The organism is Streptomyces sp. NPDC048277, assembly GCF_040652235.1.
In the GTDB taxonomy this organism is placed as follows: Bacteria; Actinomycetota; Actinomycetes; order Streptomycetales; family Streptomycetaceae; genus Streptomyces.
The window spans coordinates 1-17,147 of the sequence record NZ_JBEZLQ010000039.1; the positions used below are offsets into that span (position 1 = coordinate 1).

The following is a 17,147-nucleotide window of genomic DNA, read 5'->3' on the forward strand; positions in this document are numbered from 1 at the left end:
CGGGGGAAGAACTCGTACCAGGAGCCGTACAGGGCCCGTTCGCGTTCGACCAGGAGCGGCAGCGGCTCCGAGGCGGTGACCAACTCCCGCAGCGGATACCGGGCGAGGACCTTGTCGACCTCGGGGGTGAGGGCGGCGGCCAGGCGCCAGGGGGCGGGCCGGTCCTCGTCGCGCAGGGCGGTGACGGCGGCCAGCAGGACTTCGCGCTTGCCGCGCTTGGGTATGGTGGCGGCGGCCCGTTCGTAGAGCCGTGCGCCTTCCTCCAGGACCAGCTCCGTGTCGATCCCCGCCGGGATCTTGATCTGTGCGTGGTGGCGCCAGGTGGTGACCGGATCTCCCCAGGCCTCGACCTGGTAGGTCCAACGGCCCGGTTTCCCCTCGACGGTGACGGTGGCGCCCCAGCGGTCGGTACCGGGGGCGAGCTCCCGCATCGGCGTCCACGGGCCCGGGCGGCCCTTGGGATCCTTCAGGACGACATTGGCGGCGACGGCGTCATGGCCCTCGCGGAAGACGGTGGCGGTGACCTCGAACGACTCCCCGGTCACCGCTTTGGCGGGCCGGCGCCCCTGCTGGATCAGGGGACGGACGTCGAGGACGGGTATGCGGCCGACGGCGGTGGCCTCGTCCGCGGGGGGTGTGGCGCCGGGCGACGTGCTGCGCCGTGTCGGAGGTGCTGACGTGTGGTGCGTGGCGGGCATGACCGCTCCTGTCCGCGGCAACGAGGGTGTGGGCGGATGGATGGTGGGGAGGCGTCCTGCGGGGATTCCTGCTGGGTGATTCCTGCGGATGGGTCCAAGGATGCATCTGTGGTGTGTCCGTGGGGTGTACCGGAGGAGCCTTCCCACCCTATTCGGGTGGGCAATCCGGCACTTTGTTAACTACTCAGCCGTATGTCTACGCACAAGACCGGCCCCGTTCACGGTGAACGGGACCGGTGGCGTGATCGCGTTCAGAAAACGCTTTACGGCGGCGGCACCCGCAGTAACCTGTTCGGCGACCCGGGCCCGGCGCCGGACACCTTCCCGGTGGCCGCCCGGTCGACGAGGGCCGCGGCGACCTGGGCCGGAGTGGCCTTCGGACGGCCGGCGAGATAGAGCGCGGCGGCGCCCGCCACGTGCGGTGCCGCCATCGACGTGCCCGAGTACGTCGCGGTGGCGGTGTCGCTCGCGTTCGAGTCCGAGGTGATCGCCACCCCCGGGGCGAACAGGTCGACGGCGGCGCCGTAGTCGGAGAAGGGCGCGCGGGTGTCGGTCCGGTCCGTGGCGCCCACGGTGAGGGCCTGCGGTACGTCGGCCGGTGAGGAGAGGGCGGCCGGCAGGCCGTCGTTGCCGGCCGCGACCGTGTAGGTCACCCCGGACCTGATCGAGTTCCGTACGGCGGTGTCGAGTTCGGCGCTGTGGTAGCCGCCCAGACTGAGGTTGGCGACCGCCGGTTTCCTGGCGTGTGCGGTGACCCAGTCGACACCGGCGATGACCTGGGAGGTGGTGCCCGCCCCCGTGTCGTCCAGGACCCGCACGGAGACGACCTTCGCCCGCTTGGCGACGCCGTACCTGGTCCCGGCGATGGTTCCGGCGACATGGGTGCCGTGTCCGTTGCCGTCGCCCGCGTTCCTGTCGTCGCCGACGAAGTCCCAGCCGTAGCTCGCCCGGCCGCCGAAGTCGTGGTGGGTGATGCGGATGCCCGTATCGATCACGTATACGGTGACGCCCGCGCCCCCCGACCCCGGCCAGGTGTACGACCCGTCGAGCGGGAGACTCGCCTGGTCGACACGGTCCAGGCCCCAGGACGGCGGGTTCTTCTCGGTGCGCGCGGTGCTCTCCAGCCGGACGCGGCTGTCCTGGACGACGGAGGCCACCCGTGAGTCGGCGGCGAGGCGCCGGGCCTGTCTCTCGTTCGCGCGGACGGCATAGCCGTTCAGCACACTGTCGTAAGTATGGCTTATTTTCGCCCCATAGCGGGCGACGACGCCCTTCCCGGCCGCCGACGGCCCCTTGATCCCCTCCCTCAGCGTCACCAGGTAGCTTCCGCCGACCGAGCCGGGCCGGCCGGCGCCGACTATGGTCCCCTCCGGTACGGCGTGCGCGGGCAGGGTGGCCGACGACAGCACCGCGGCCGTGACGACCGCGGTCAAGCCCCCCGCCAGACGCAGACGCCGGGTACGCGTCCGTGACATAGCTGTGAGTCCCCCTCCTCAGCTCAGGGGGGCAGCGTCTCGTGCGGGGCCGGGTCCCACAAGGAGGCGTGACGGCAACCGGCCCGTCCGGGGGCGGCAGCCCCGGCGGCGCCCCCGACACCGGTACCGTCGTCACAGACGTGAGCCGCACACCGCCGTACGGCTCCCACGCGAACGCGAAACGCACGAGGTGGAATGTGAAGGCGATCCGTCGGTTCACTGTCCGTCCCGTTCTCCCCGAACCCCTGCGCCCCCTCAGTGACCTGGCCCGCAATCTGCGCTGGTCCTGGCACACCGAGACCCGTGACCTCTTCCAGGCCGTCGACCCCGAGCGCTGGGCCGCCTCCGAGGGCGACCCGGTGCGGCTGCTCGGCAGCGTGCCCCCGGCGCGGCTCGCCGAACTGGCCGGAGACCGTCGCTTCCTGCGCCGGTTGACGGCGGTCGCCGACGACCTGAGCGACTATGTGACCGGCGACCGCTGGTACCAGTCCGGCGAGCGGTCCGCCGAACTCCCCGCCGCCGTCGCCTACTTCTCACCCGAGTTCGGCATCACCGCCGCCCTGCCCCAGTACTCCGGCGGCCTCGGCATCCTGGCCGGCGACCACCTCAAGTCCGCCAGCGACCTCGGCGTACCGCTGATCGGGGTCGGTCTCCTCTACCGGCACGGCTACTTCCGGCAGACCCTGTCCCGGGACGGCTGGCAGCAGGAGCACTATCCCGTCCTCGACCCCAACGAACTCCCGGTGGGGCTGCTCAAGGAGGCCGACGGCACCCCGGCCCAGGTCTCCCTCGCCCTGCCCGGCGGCCGGCTGCTGCGCGCCCGCATCTGGCACGCCCAGGTCGGCAGGGTGCCGCTGCTGATGCTGGACTCGGACGTCGAGGAGAACGACCTCGGCGAACGCGGGGTCACCGACCGGCTCTACGGCGGCGGCAGCGAGCACCGGCTGCTCCAGGAGATGCTGCTCGGCATAGGGGGTGTGCGCGCCGTACGGACGTACTGCCGGCTCACCGGCCACCCCGAGCCCGAGGTGTTCCACACCAACGAGGGCCACGCGGGCTTCCTGGGCCTGGAGCGGATCGCCGAACTCGTCGCCGCCGGGCTGGACTTCGACGCGGCCCTGGAGGCGGTCCGCGCGGGCACCGTCTTCACCACCCACACCCCCGTCCCGGCCGGCATCGACCGCTTCGACCGTGAGCTGGTCGCCCACCACTTCGGTCCCGACGCCGAGCTCCCCGGGATCGGGATCGAGCACATCCTGCGCCTCGGCATGGAGACCTACCCCGGCGGCGAACCCAACCTCTTCAACATGGCCGTGATGGGCCTGCGGCTCGCCCAGCGCGCCAACGGGGTCTCGCTGCTGCACGGCAACGTCAGCCGGGAGATGTTCTCCGGACTCTGGCCGGGATTCGACCCCGACGAGGTGCCGATCACGTCCGTGACGAACGGGGTGCACGCCCCGACCTGGGTCGCCCCCGAGGTGGTGCGGCTGGGGGCCCGGCAGCTGGGCGACCGCCGTACCGAGGACGCGCTGACCGTCGGCGGGCCCGAGCGCTGGGACGCGGTCGCCGAGGTCACCGACCAGGAGATCTGGGACCTGCGCCGGAATCTGCGGGAGCAGCTGGTGCTGGAGGTGCGGGAGCGGCTGCACGCCTCCTGGCGGCAACGCGGCGCGGGCACGGCCGAGCTGGGCTGGATCGACCAGGCCCTCGACCCGGACGTCCTCACCATCGGATTCGCCCGCCGGGTCCCGTCGTACAAGCGCCTCACGCTGATGCTGCGCGACCGCGACCGGCTGATGGACCTCCTCCTGCACCCGGAGCACCCGATCCAGATCGTGGTGGCCGGAAAGGCGCACCCGGCGGACGACGGAGGCAAGCGGCTGGTCCAGGAGCTGGTCCGGTTCACCGACGATCCGCGCGTGCGCCACCGCATCGTCTTCCTCCCCGACTACGGCATGGCGATGGCCCAGAAGCTGCTGCCGGGCTGCGACATCTGGCTCAACAACCCGCTGCGGCCGCTGGAGGCGTGCGGCACGAGCGGCATGAAGGCGGCCCTGAACGGCGGCCTCAACCTGTCCGTCCTGGACGGCTGGTGGGACGAATGGTTCCAGCCGGACTTCGGCTGGGCGATCCCGACGGCGGACGGTGCCGGCACCGACCCCGAGCGCCGGGACGACATCGAGGCGGCCGCCCTCTACGACCTCCTCGAACAACGCGTCACACCCTGCTTCTACGAGCGCGGCCGGACCGGTCTGCCCGACCGCTGGATCGAGATGGTCCGGCAGACCCTGACCCTGCTCGGTCCCAAGGTGCTGGCGGGCCGGATGGTCCGCGAGTACGTGGAGCGGCTCTACACCCCCGCGGCGCACGCCCATCGCTCGATGACCGGGGACGCGGCCCGTGAACTGGCCGTCTGGAAGGGCAGGGTGCGGGCGGCCTGGCACGGGGTGTCGGTCGACCATGTCGCGACCACGACGGCGACGGCCACGGCCGAACTGGGCACCACCCTCGCCCTGCGCGTCCGCGTCCACCTGGGCGACCTCGCCCCGGACGACGTGGAGGTCCAGGCGGTCTCGGGCCGGGTCGACCCGGAGGACCGCATCACGGACGCGACGACGGTGCCGCTGAAGCCGACCTCGGGCCCCGACCTGGAGGGCCACTGGACCTACGAGGGCCCCCTCTCCCTGGACCGCACGGGCCCCTACGGCTACACGGTCCGCATCCTCCCGTCCCACCGGCTCCTCGCCTCCGGCGCGGAGCTGGGCCTGGTGACGGCTCCTTCGACACAGGCGGTGCAGGGGGCCGGGGTGCTGATGCGCTGACCCGGACCCCGGGGCGCGGCAGTCGGCCTCGCCCCGGGGTTCAGTCCTCGGAGAGCCCCGCGCACAGCCTCCGCAGCACCGCCCCGCAGCGGCGGGCGTACGCGTGCTGCAGGCCGCGCGTCGCGGGGCCGCCCGCGCGGGCGTACCACTTGGCGCCCCTGCTGAAGGCCGCGACCGTCAGCCACACCGTGCCGTCGCCCGTGCGGTCGACGACGAAGGCCTCCTCGCCGCATTCGGGGTGGCCGTCGAGGGTGCCGTAGGCCCAGCCCGCGCGGCGGGACTCCTCGATCGTCCAGACGATCCGGCAGGGGGCTTTGAGCACGCCCGCCAGGGTGACCGTGACGTCGACGCCGGGGGCCGCGCGGTCGGCTCCGGCGTCGATGCCCACGCCCAGGGCGCGGTGGAGTTCCCAGGTGAGGACCGCCTCGGCGGCCCGGTGGAAGACCTCCTGGCCCTCGCCTATGCGCGTGCGCACGAACAGGGGGTGGAAGCCCGGCGGGCAGGCGGCGAGATTCTCGCGGGTCGCGCCGACCGCCTCGTACGTGAAGGACATGGGAGACAAGGGTAGGGCGGGCCCCCGGGACGTCTGCGTCCCGGGGGCCCGCCCGTATCTGTCGCTAGTGCGTCACGAGGTGACGTTGACCGCGGTCCACGCCGCCTTCACCGCCGCGTACTCGGTGCTGCTGGAGCCGTACAGCGCGGACGCCGCCGACAGGGTGCCGGCGCGGGCGCCCGAGTAGTTGGTGGTGGACGTGAAGTACTCGGTCAGCGCCTTGTACCAGATCTGCAGCGCCTTGTCCCGGCCGATGCCGGTGAGCGTGGAGCTGTTGTAGGTCGGGGAGTTGTACGACACCCCGTTGATGGTCTTCGCGCCGCTGCCCTCGCTCAGCAGGTAGAAGAAGTGGTTGGCGACACCGGACGAGTAGTGCACGTCCAGGTTCTTGACCGACGAGGACCAGTAGTTGGCCGAGGAGCCGTCCTTGCTCGGCTGGTCCATGTAGCGCAGCGGGGTGCCGTCGCCGTTGATGTTGATCTTCTCGCCGATGAGGTAGTCGCCGACGTCGGACGAGTTGGCCGCGTAGAACTCCACGCCCGTGCCGAAGATGTCGGAGGTCGCCTCGTTCAGGCCGCCGGACTCACCGCTGTAGTTGAGGCCCGCGGTGTTGGCGGTGACGCCGTGGCTCATCTCGTGGCCGGCCACGTCCAGCGAGGTGAGCGGGTGGGTGTTGCTGTCACCGTCGCCGTAGGTCATGCAGAAGCAGTCGTCGTCCCAGAACGCGTTGACGTACGAGCTGCCGTAGTGGACGCGGGAGTAGGCGCCGACACCGTCGTTCTTGATGCCGCTGCGCCCGAAGGTGTTCTTGTAGAAGTCCCACGTCTCCTGCGCGCCGTAGGCGGCGTCGGCGGCCGCGGTCACGTCGGTGGTGGAGCTGGAGGCGGCGCCGGTGCCCCAGGTGTTGGTGGTGTTGGTGAACAGGGTGCCGGTGCCCGAGCTGGTGGTGTGCTTCAGGTTGTACGTCTTGTGGCCGCCGCGGGAGGCGTCGGTCAGCGAGTACGTCGAGCCCGACAGCGTGGTGGTGAGGCTGACCGTGCCGGAGTACAGGGTCTTGCCGGTTCCGGTCGCGTTCTCGATGCCCTGGTACGAGAAGAGCTTCTTGCCGGTGGCCGCGTCGGTGATGACGTGCAGCTTGTTCGGCGTGCCGTCGTCCTGGAAGCCGCCGACGACGGTCTCGTAGGCGAGGACGGGCTTGCCCGAGCCGGCCCAGATCACCTTGCGGGCGCCGTCGGCGGCCGACTTGGTGGAGCCCAGGGTCTTGGCGGCGGACAGCGCCGTCTTCTCGGCCTTGGCCGCGGTGACCTGCGGCTTGAGCGAGGCCACCTTGATGGCCGCCTTGGTCGCCTTGGTGATGCCCTCGGTCCTGCCGGCCTTGGAGGTGTGCACGACGATGTCGCCGCCGAGCACCGGCAGGCCCGCGTAGGTGCGCTCGTAGCGCGTGTGGACCGTGCCGTCGACGTCCTTGACGACGTCCTTGACGACCAGCTTCTCCTTGGCGCCGAGGCCTATCTGCTGCGCGGTCTCGGTGACGTCCGCCTGCGCCTTGTGGATCAGCGCGGTGCGGGCGGAGTTGGAGAGCAGGGTCGGGGCCCCGGCCAGCGGTGCCTTGGCGGCCGCGGTGGCGGTGGAGGTCAGACCTGTGGTCAGCAGGGCACCGGCGGCGACAGCGGTGGCGATGGCGAGAGTGGTGCGCTTGTGACGCGCGTAGAGGGGGCTCACTCAAGCTCCTTCATGGTGTGGGGAGTCCGGGCGGAGTGGGGTTACCGGCCCGGCTGTGGTGATGTGAAGTTGCTGTGCTGTGCGGCGGGTGAAGGAAGAGTGACATCAAGGTCGCGTACATGTCAGGACCTTGAAGTGATGTTGGCCGAAAAGCAGGTGTCGGGTGAACATTGCGGCCATGTAACACGGGCGCCGTCCGGGGGGTGTCGAACCCCCGGACGGCGCCCGTCGCCCGCGCCCGTGTCCTGCGGCTTACGGGAAGGTCAGCTTCCAGCTGTTGATCGTCCCGACGTCCTGCGCGGCCTGGTCCTGGACCTTCAACGTCCAGGTCCCATTGGCCGATTCCGACGAGGCGTTCACCGTGTAGGTGTCGGTCACGTTGTCCGCCGAGTCGGACGAGCTGAAGTTCTTCAGCCGGTATGCCGTCCCGGACGGACCGACGAGATCGACCACCAGGTCACCGCGCCACGTGTGGCTGATATTCGGCGTTACCTGCAAGTTGCTCGGCGCGTTCCCGGTCCTGCCGGAGACCGTGATCGACGAGGTGACGGCCGGCCCGTTGTCCGGGATCGACACCGGAGTGGTGTTCTCGAACGAGGTGCCCGTACCGCCGCCGCCACCGCTCGACCGCGAACCGACCGCGACGGCCGCCCAGGCGTCCTGCACCGCCTTGTACTCGGTGCCGGTGGTGCCGTACAGCTCACCGGCCGCCGCGAGGGTGCCGGTGCGGGCGCTCGCGTAGTTGGTGGTCGAGGTGAACTTGGTGGTGAGCGCCCGGTACCAGATCTGCAGCGCCTTGTCCCGGCCGATGCCGGTGACCGGAAGGCCGTCCGCCGTCGGCGAGTTGTAGCTGACGCCGTTGATGACCTTGGCGCCGCTGCCCTCGCTCAGCAGGTAGAAGAAGTGGTTCGCGGGACCGGACGAGTAGTGCACGTCCAGGCCGCCGAGCCCCGAGTACCAGCTGTCCTTGGACGCGCCGTCCTTGCTGGGCTTGTCCATGTAGCGCAGCGGGGTGCCGTCGCCGTTGATGTTGATCTTCTCGCCGATGAGGTAGTCGCCGACGTCGGTGGAGTTGGCGGCGTAGAACTCCACGCCGGTGCCCATGATGTCGGAGGTCGCCTCGTTCAACCCGCCGGACTCACCGCTGTAGTTGAGACCGGCCGTGTTCGACGTGACGCCGTGGCTCATCTCGTGGCCTGCCACGTCGAGGGCGGTCAGCGGGTCCGCGTTGCCGGAGCCGTCGCCGTAGGTCATGCAGAAGCAGCTGTCGTCCCAGAACGCGTTCACGTACGAATTGCCGTAGTGGACGCGGGAGTAGGCGCCGACGCCGTTGTTCTTGATGCCGCTGCGGCCGAAGGTGTTCTTGTAGAAGTCCCAGGTCTCGGCGGCCCCGTAGTGTGCGTCGGCGCCCGCGGTCGCGGCGTTCGACGTGGTGCCGTTGCCCCAGGTGTTGCTCGACTGCGAGAACAGCGTCCCGGTGCCCGAGGTGCCGTGGTTCAGGTTGTACGTCTTGTGGCCGCCGCGGTCGCCGTCGGTCAGGTTGTACGTCGAGCCCGACTGGGTCGTCGTCAGCGAGACCGTGCCGCTGTACTGGGTGTTGCCGGTGCCGGTCGCGGTGTCGATGCCCTGGTACTCGAAGAGCTTCTTGCCGGTGGCCGCGTCGGTGACGACGTGCAGCTGGTTGGGCGTGCCGTCGTCCTGGAAGCCGCCGACGATCGTCTCGTAGGCGAGGACGGGCTTGCCCGAGCCGGCCCAGATCACCTTGCGGGCGCCGTCCGCGGCCGACCTGGTGGAGCCGAGCGCCTTGGCGGCGGTGAGCGCCGTCTTCTCGGCCTTGGCGGTGCCGACCCGGGGCGTGAGCGAGGCGACCTTCAGCGTGGCGTTGTTCGCCTTGATGACGCGCTCGGTGGCGCCCGACTTCGCGGTGTCGACGACCAGGTCGCCGCCGAGCACCGGCAGGCCCGCGTAGGTGCGCTCGTAGCGCGTGTGCAGCGTGCCGTCGGCGTCCTTGACGATGTCCTTGACGACCAGCTTCTCCTGGGCGCCGAGGCCTATCGCCCGGGCGGTGGCGGCCCGTTCGGCACTCGCGTCGCGCAGCAGCCCGGCGCGCTGCGAGGCCGAGAGGCTGACGGCCCGGTGGGCGCTGTTCACCTTGCCGGGCTGCGGCTTGGCGGGGGTGGCGCTGGCGGCGCCGGACTGGACGGCCGCGGCGATCAGGGCGGTGACGCCCGCGAGGGCCACTACTGCGGTGCGGTGGGGGGTGCGTCTGCGAGAGGAACTGCTTCTCAACACTGACTCCTTCTGCGTGGCCGCGGGTCACACGGCCAGGGGAGATCCGGACCGCGGGTGGGCGGTCCGGGCAGAACAGAACGGAACGCGGAACCACGTGCGCGTGCAGTGCCGGCCGGACTCGACGGTGGGGTGAATCTGTGGGGTTGCTGTGAGTCGGCCGTGGGAAGAGTGGCACCAGAAAACGCCGTCTGTCAGGACCGCGTCAGGAACTTGGCCGGAAATCGTTCGTTGACCGGATGTTCATGTTCGGTATGCGGACCGTTGGGGGGCGGGCGGGGCTCAGGGCGCCTTGTCGCCGTGCCAGGCCGCCCACAGGGACGCGTAGGCGCCGTCCGCCGTCACCAGTTCCTCGTGGGTGCCCAGTTCGGTGAGGCGGCCGTCCTCCATCACCGCCACCCGGTCCGCGTCGTGCGCGGTGTGCAGCCGGTGGGCGATGGCGATGACCGTGCGGCCCTCGAGCACGGCGGCCAGGGCGCGCTCGGTGTGCCGGGCGGTCGTCGGATCCAGCAGCGCGGTCGCCTCGTCCAGGATCAGCGTGTGCGGGTCCGCCAGCACGACCCGGGCGAGGGCGAGTTGCTGGGCCTGGGAGCCGTCCGTGGCCTGGCCGCCCGTGCCCAGCCGGGTGTCGAGGCCGTCCGGGAGGCCGCGGACCCAGGCGTCGGCGCCGACCGCCGTCAGCGCCGACCACAGGTCGTCGTCCCGTGCGGCCGGTTCGGCGATCAGCAGGTTGTCCCGGACCGTGCCCAGGAAGACATGGTGCTCCTGGGTGACGAGGACGACCTGGCGGCGCAGCCGCTCCGGCTCCAGACCGGCGATCGGCACCCCGCCCACGGTCACCGTGCCCGCCCCGGGCGCGTCGACGCCCGCCAGCAGCCGGCTCAGCGTCGTCTTCCCGGCCCCGGACGGCCCCACCACCGCGAGCCGCTCCCCGGGCCGCACCGTCAGGTCCACCCCGCGCAGCACCTCACCACCGCGCTCGTACGCGTACCGCACCCCGCGCACCTCGATCAGGTCGTCCGCCGGAGCCGGTGTCCCGCCGCCCGCCTCCGCCCGCGGCGCCTGCGCCAGTCCCTCCACCCGCGCGAACGAGGCACCGCTGGACTGGAGTTGCTCCACCCGCATCAGGATCTGGTCCAGCGGCTCGGTGAACTGCCGCAGATACAGCGCCGCCGACACCACCACCCCGACCCCCACATGCAGCAACCCGCCGATCAGCAGCACCCCCGCGACCGGGATGGAGTACGACACCTCGACCGCCGGGAAGAACACCGTCCGCAGATACAGCGTGTACAGCCGGGCCCTGCGGCTGACCTCCAGCGCGTCCCGGCTCGCCGCGACCCGCTGCTCCTGGAGCCGGAACGCCTCCACGGTACGGGCCCCCACCACCGTCGCCGTGACGATCTCCGCGACCCCGGAGGTGGCCGCGCCCTCGGTGAGATAGCCGTCCCTCGCCCGGCGCAGATACCAGCGCAGCGCGAACCAGATCGGGGTCAGCCCCAGCACCCCGAACACACCCAGCACCGGGTCCAGCGCGAACACCGCACCCATCACGAACAGCGCCTGCACCGTGCAGACCAGGAACTCGGGGCCGACGTCCCGCAGCGTGGTGCCGACGGTGCTCACGTCGGCGGTGCCGCGCGCGGTCAGATCACCGGTACCGGCCCGCTCCACGGCCGACGCGGGCAGCGCCAGCGCCCGCTCCACGAACTCCTCGCGGACCCGGGCCAGGGTCCGCTCGCCGAAGCGGTGGCCGACGTAGCGGGCGGCCCGCGCGAGCAGCAGCTGGGCGAGCGAGCAGAGCAGGATCCACAGGGCGAGGCGGTCCACCGCCGCGACCCCGCGGCCGGCCCGCACCGCGTCCACGATCCGGCCGACCAGCCAGGGGCCGGCGAGGCCGGTGGCGGCGGCGAGCGCGTTCAGCAGCAGGGCGGCGGCGAAGGCCCTGCGGTCGGCCTTCACCAGGCGCAGGGTGGCCCGGCGTACGGCGGCCCGGGTGGCGACCGGGAGCTGACTCGTCGTCACCTTACGACCTCCTCCTCCGTGTCCCGGGCCACGAGGGCGCGGTAGCCGGAGGCGTACTCCAGCAGTTCCTCGTGCGTACCGGTCGCCGCGACCTTGCCGTCGACCAGGTAGATCACCTCGTCCACACGGGCCAGCATCAGGGGGGAGGTGGTGGTGAGGAGGGTGGTGCGGCCCTCGCGGGCGCCGCGGAGGCGCTCCGCGACGAGGGACTCCGTGTGGGCGTCGAGGGCGGAGGTCGGTTCCACGGCGAGGAGGATCTCGGGGTTGGCCAGTAACGCCCTTGCGAGCCGGATGCGTTGGCGTTGGCCGCCGGAGAGGTTGCGGGCCTGGGCGTCGATGGGGGAGTCGAGGCCGTCGGGAAGGGCCTGGACGATGTCCGTTGCCGCGGCTGCGTGGAGGGCTTGGGTCGTTTGCGCGTCAGGGGGTGCGGCGGATGGTTGAGCGGCGGGTGCGGGTGGGTGGGGGCTTGTCGCGCAGTTCCCCGCGCCCCTAAGGGCGTTGCGCAAGCTGTCGGCGAAGAAGTGGGCCTCGTTGTCCGCCACCAGGATGCGGGTCCGCACCTCTGGTAGCGGCAGTTCGTCCAGTCGGACGTCTCCCCAGGTGACGTCCGACGGGGTGTAGCGGCCCAGGCGGTCGATCACCGCTGTCGTCTCCGTCGGGCCCGCGCCCACCAGGGCCTGCAGCCGGCCGGGGTGTACGCGTACCCCCGACTCCGGGTCGTACAGGACCGCGGGGTCGGCTGGCGCCTGCTCGGTGCCCCGGTCCGGTTCCGGCTCCAGCCGCAGCAGTCGTACGACCCTGCGCGCGGCCACCACGCCCCGGCTGAGCTGGTAGCCCATGTCCAGCAGGAACGCCACCGGGCTGACCAGGACCGCGACATAGCCGTACACCGACACCAGCTGGCCCACCGTGATGTCCCCGTGGGCCGCCATCCGGGCCGCGATCCAGGTCACCACCGCCAGGAACACCGTGGGCAGGCCCATGCCCAGGGCCTGCACCCAGCTGGCGACCGCGCCCACCCGGTAGCCCTGGGCGCGCAGGAGCTGGGAGTCCTTGCGGAAGGATTCCGCGAACAGGCCCTTGCCGCCGAGGCCGTTGAGGACGCGGAGGCCGCCCGCGAGGTCGCCGATGCGGGCCGTGAGCACGCCCTGGACCTCCCGGTACTCGGTCTCCGTGCCCTGCAGCCGCCGGGCCAGCGGGCCGGCCACCAGGGCCACCACCGGCACCCCGAGCAGCACCACGGCGGTGAGCAGCGGCGAGATCGTCAGCAGCAGCCCGGCCACCACCGCGTACACGACGACCGCACCCACCCCGGGGCCGACGACGGTCAGTGCCTGGGCGATGGTGTGCACGTCGCTGACGCCGATCGTGACGACCTCCCCGGCCCCGGCCCGGCGCGGCAGTCCGGCGCCGAGCCGTACCGAGTGCCCGACGACCACCTTGACGGTGCGGAAGTAGGCGTCCATCCGCACCCGGGTCATGGTGCGGTGGCGCATGATGCTGATCCACGCGTTGACCGCCCCGAGGACGAAGATCGCCGCCGTCCAGCTGGCCAGCACCGCCGTCCGGCCCGGCACCAGCCCGTCGTCGACGGCCCGGGCCATCATGTACGGCGCCCCGGCCATCAGCGTCAGCCAGGTGCTGCCCAGCAGCGCCCCGGCGAGCGACCGGCCCGGCTGGCGGCGCACCAGCCACCACAGGTAGGACCACCCGCCGCGCGTGTCGGGCGTGCCCGGATCCTCGTACGCGTCGATCACCCTGCGACCCCCGTCCTCTCCGCTACGCCAGACTGTCCCGCCACGCCCGGTGCAGATCCGCGAACCGGCCCGTGCCCGCGATGAGTTCGGCCGGGCGGCCGTCCTCGACGATCCGCCCGTGTTCCATCACCAGCACCCGGTCGGCGATCTCCACCGTCGACAGACGGTGTGCGATCACCACCGCCGTACGGCCCTTCAGCACCGTCGACATGGCCCGCTGCACGGCCCGTTCGCCGGGGATGTCCAGGGAACTGGTCGCCTCGTCGAGGATCAGCACCGCAGGGTCGGCGAGCAGGGCGCGTGCGAACGCGACCAGTTGGCGCTGCCCCGCCGAAATGCGCCCGCCGCGCTTGCGGACGTCGGTGTCGTACCCGTCGGGCAGCGCGGCGATGAACTCGTGCGCGCCGATCGCCTTGGCCGCCTGCTCGATCTCCGCACGGGTGGCGTCCGGCCGGCCGATGGCGATGTTCTCGGCGACCGTGCCGGAGAACAGGAACGCCTCCTGGGTGACCATGACCACCCCGCGCCGCAGCTCGGGCACGGTCAGCTCGCGCAGGTCCACGCCGTCGAGGAGGACGCGGCCCTCGGACGGGTCGTAGAAGCGGGCGAGGAGTTTGGCCAGGGTCGACTTGCCGGCACCCGTGGAGCCGACGACCGCGACCGTCTGGCCGGCCGGGAGGGTGAGGCCGAAGCGGGGGAGGATCTCGCCGCCGGTGCGGTAGGCGAAGCGGACGCCGTCGAAGACGACCTCCCGGCCGGGCAGTTCGGTCCCCGGCGGGGGCAGCTCCCGGGGGACCGAGGGCTCCGGCACGGACGGGGTCTGGGCCAGCAGGCCCGCGATCTTCTCCAGGGAGGCAGCGGCCGACTGGTAGGAGTTGAGGAACATGCCCAGGCGGTCGATGGGGTCGTAGAGCCGCCGCAGATAGAGGACGGCCGCCGCCAGGACGCCCAGCTCCAGCGAGCCGGACGCCACCCGGTACGCGCCCCACAGCACCATCACCGCGACCGACGTGTTGGCGACCAGCCGGGAGCCGACGACATACCGCGCCATCTCCAGGAGCGCGTCGCCGTTCGTGCGCTCGTGGCGGCGGTTCAGCACGGCGAACTCGGCGTCGTTCGCCGCCTCCCGGCGGAACGCGCGCACCGGGCGGATGCCGTTCATGGTCTCCACGAACTTCACGATCACCGCCGCGATCGCCGTGGACCGCGCCTTGTACACCCGTACCGCGCGCCGCTGGTACAGCCGCACCAGCAGGTACAGCGGCACGAACGAGGCCACGGCCACCGCGCCCAGGCCCAGGTCCAGCCAGAGCAGCATCGCCGAGATGTAGAGGAAGGAGAGGATGACGGTGACGAGTTCCTGCAGGCCTTCGCTCAGGAGCTCGCGGAGCGATTCGACGTCCGTGGTGGAGCGGGAGATCAGCCGGCCGGACGTGTAGCGCTCGTGGAAGTCGATGCTCAGCGCCTGCGCGTGCCGGAAGATACGGCCGCGCAGGTCGAGGAGCACGTCCTGGTTGACGCGGGCGGAGGCCTCGATGAACGCGTACTGGAGGCCGCCGGAGAGCAGCGCGCAGCCGCCGTAGCCGACCGCCACCGCGATCAGCGGGCCGTGGTCGTGGTGCCGGAACGCCGGTACGGCCCGGTCGATGGCGTACGCCACCAGCAGCGGGCCCGCCTGCACCGCCGCCTGCTGGAGCAGCAGGAGGAACGTGGTGAGGGCGACCCGCGCCTTCATGGGCGCGAGGAGCGAGCGCAGCAGGGTGGCCGTGGCGCCGGGCGGGGTCGGCAGGACGTCGCGGTCGAAGGGGTCGCGGGCGTCGGCCGCGGGCTTCGGGCCGGCGAGTTCGTCGTCCTCGCCGGGGGCGGGCAGGGAGGTGGCGGCGGTCATCGGCGGTGATCCTCCCCGGACATCAGACGGGCGTACTCGGCGTTGTCGCGCAGCAGTTCGTGGTGGGTGCCGACGGCGGTGATACGGCCGCCGGAGAGCAGGGCGACCCGGTCCGCGAGCAGCACGGTGGAGGGGCGGTGGGCGACGATCAGGGCGGTGGTGTCGGAGAGGACGTCGCGCAGGGCGGCCTCCACGGCGGCCTCGGTGTGGACGTCCAGGGCGGAGAGGGGGTCGTCGAGGACGAGGAAGCGGGGCCGGCCGACGACCGCCCGCGCGAGCGCGAGGCGCTGGCGCTGGCCGCCGGAGAGGCTGAGGCCCTGCTCGCCCACCTGGGTGCGGGTGCCCTGGGGGAGGGCGTGCGCGAAGTCGGCCTGGGCGACGGCGAGGGCGCGCGCCAGCTCGGGCTCGCCGGCGCCGGCGGCGGCCCCCATGAGCACGTTCTCGCCCACGGACGCGGAGAAGAGGGTGGGCTCCTCGAAGGCCACGGCGACGAGGGCGCGGAGTTCCTCGCGGGGCATGGCGGTGATGTCCGCGCCGTCGAGGGTGATCCGGCCGGAGGTCGTCTCGTGCAGGCGGGGGATGAGGGCGGTGAGGGTGGTCTTGCCGCTGCCGGTGGCACCGACGAGGGCCATGGACTCGCCGGGGCGGATGTGGAGGTCGATGTGGGTGAGGGTGGGGGTGGATTCGGGGGTGGCGTCGGGATAGCGGAAGGAGACGGAGTGGAAGCGGATGCCATCGTTGTCGGGTGCGGGGCGGTGGGGGCTGGTCGCGCCCACGCGGCGGAGCCGCATATTGTCTCGCCCCGCGCCCCTTTCAGGGGCGTCCACTTGGCGCCCCTTCAGGGGCGCGGCCCGCCCCCGCTCGGCCGCAGTCGAATCGCCGCCCTCCCGCAACGCGTCCCGCACCTCGAAGTAGCGCTCCGTGGCGGTCGCGGCCTCCTGGCTCATCGCCAGCAGGAAACCGATCGATTCCACCGGCCAGCGCAGCGCCAGTGCCGTCGACAGGAACGCCACGAGCGTGCCCGCGCTCAGGTCGCCCTCGGCGACCTGTACCGAGCCCCAGAACAGGGCCGCGCCGATCGCCACCTCCGGGAGGGTCACGATGACGGCCCAGATCGTCGCCAGCAGACGCGCCTTGCGCAGCTCCGTGCCCCGCAGGGTGCGGACCAGTTCGCGGAACGCGCGCGCCTGGCTGCGGTGCCGGCCGAAGCCCTTGATGATGCGGATGCCGAGCACGCTCTCCTCGACCACCGTCGTCAGGTCGCCGACCTGGTCCTGGGCGAGCCGGGCCACCTTCGCGTACCGCTTCTCGAAGATCAGGCACGTCCACATCACGGGGACCGTGGGGCCGAGGATGACCAGGCCCAGCGTCCAGTCCTGCGCCAGCATGATCACCACGCCGAGAAGGATCGTCACCCCGTTGACCAGCAGGAAGGTCAGCGGGAAGGCGAGGAACATACGGAGCAGCATCAGGTCGGTGGTGGCCCGGGAGAGCAGCTGGCCGGAGGCCCAGCGGTCGTGGAAGGCGACCGGCAGGCGTTGGAGATGGCCGTACAGGCCCGCTCGCATCGACGCCTCCACATGCGAGAGGGGTCTGGCGACCAGCCAGCGGCGCAGACCGAAGAGCAGCGCCTCCGCGAACCCGAGCAGCAGCAGGTACAGCGCGCCGAGCCAGACCCCGCCGGGGTCGCGGTCGGCCACCGGCCCGTCCACCATCCACTTGAGGACGAGGGGGATCACGAGCCCCGTGCAGGAGGCGACTATCGCCACGAACGCGGCGGTGAACAGCCGCACCCGCACCGGCCGTACATACGGCCACAGGCGCAGCAGGGTACGGACGGCGGATCGTTCCTTGGTGGTTGCACGTGTCGGAGGCATCAGGGGCGAGCCTACGGATCGGCACTGACAACGCCCACCGA

At 71.8% G+C, this 17,147-nt stretch carries 10 protein-coding genes; 1 reads left to right on the plus strand and 9 read right to left on the minus strand.

What is annotated here, in order from left to right; translation table 11 throughout:
• Both AB0D85_RS47645 and AB0D85_RS47650 read right to left on the minus strand, forming a co-directional pair.
• The coding region (locus AB0D85_RS47645) for a maltotransferase domain-containing protein (protein ID WP_362336310.1) at positions 1–698 on the minus strand (698 nt) is incomplete at its 3' end.
• Between the two features lie 263 nt (positions 699–961).
• Positions 962–2,173, minus strand: coding sequence for a S8 family peptidase (locus AB0D85_RS47650; protein WP_362336313.1), 1,212 nt, complete (start codon positions 2,171–2,173; stop codon positions 962–964).
• A gap of 197 nt (positions 2,174–2,370) precedes the next feature.
• Here AB0D85_RS47650 and AB0D85_RS47655 point away from each other — a divergent pair, with 197 nt between their 5' ends.
• Entirely contained in the window at positions 2,371–4,995 is a 2,625-nt protein-coding gene (locus AB0D85_RS47655; RefSeq protein ID WP_362336471.1) for a glycosyltransferase family 1 protein, read from the plus strand.
• A gap of 40 nt (positions 4,996–5,035) precedes the next feature.
• Here the strand turns inward: AB0D85_RS47655 and AB0D85_RS47660 are convergent, their stop codons facing one another.
• The 7 genes from AB0D85_RS47660 to AB0D85_RS47690 all read right to left on the minus strand — a co-directional run bounded on the left by AB0D85_RS47660 (position 5,036) and on the right by AB0D85_RS47690 (position 17,106).
• Positions 5,036–5,548 (minus strand): DUF1990 domain-containing protein, encoded by a 513-nt coding sequence (locus AB0D85_RS47660; RefSeq protein WP_362336317.1) that lies wholly within the window; start codon positions 5,546–5,548, stop codon positions 5,036–5,038.
• 72 nt (positions 5,549–5,620) lie between these two features.
• Entirely contained in the window at positions 5,621–7,270 is a 1,650-nt protein-coding gene (locus AB0D85_RS47665; protein ID WP_362336320.1) for a M4 family metallopeptidase, read from the minus strand.
• 252 nt (positions 7,271–7,522) lie between these two features.
• Entirely contained in the window at positions 7,523–9,559 is a 2,037-nt protein-coding gene (locus AB0D85_RS47670; protein ID WP_362336322.1) for a M4 family metallopeptidase, read from the minus strand.
• Positions 9,560–9,841: 282 nt separating this feature from the next.
• Positions 9,842–11,584 (minus strand): ABC transporter ATP-binding protein, encoded by a 1,743-nt coding sequence (locus tag AB0D85_RS47675; protein WP_362336325.1) that lies wholly within the window; start codon positions 11,582–11,584, stop codon positions 9,842–9,844.
• Positions 11,581–13,341 (minus strand): ABC transporter ATP-binding protein, encoded by a 1,761-nt coding sequence (locus AB0D85_RS47680; protein WP_362336328.1) that lies wholly within the window; start codon positions 13,339–13,341, stop codon positions 11,581–11,583. Before AB0D85_RS47680 ends, AB0D85_RS47675 begins: the two co-directional genes overlap by 4 nt.
• Before the next feature lie 22 nt (positions 13,342–13,363).
• Positions 13,364–15,229 (minus strand): ABC transporter ATP-binding protein, encoded by a 1,866-nt coding sequence (locus AB0D85_RS47685; RefSeq protein WP_362336331.1) that lies wholly within the window; start codon positions 15,227–15,229, stop codon positions 13,364–13,366.
• A complete protein-coding gene (locus tag AB0D85_RS47690; protein ID WP_362336334.1) occupies positions 15,226–17,106 on the minus strand; it encodes an ABC transporter ATP-binding protein in 1,881 nt (626 codons plus the stop codon). Before AB0D85_RS47690 ends, AB0D85_RS47685 begins: the two co-directional genes overlap by 4 nt.
• Between the last annotated feature and the right edge of the window lie 41 nt (positions 17,107–17,147).

Coding starts and splice junctions, on each gene's coding strand:
- AB0D85_RS47650 (WP_362336313.1), bottom strand. CDS start 2,173: ATGTCACGGACGCGTACCCGGCGTCTGCGTCTGGCGGGGGGCTTGACC.
- AB0D85_RS47660 (WP_362336317.1), bottom strand. CDS start 5,548: ATGTCCTTCACGTACGAGGCGGTCGGCGCGACCCGCGAGAATCTCGCC.
- AB0D85_RS47685 (WP_362336331.1), bottom strand. CDS start 15,229: ATGACCGCCGCCACCTCCCTGCCCGCCCCCGGCGAGGACGACGAACTC.
- AB0D85_RS47690 (WP_362336334.1), bottom strand. CDS start 17,106: ATGCCTCCGACACGTGCAACCACCAAGGAACGATCCGCCGTCCGTACC.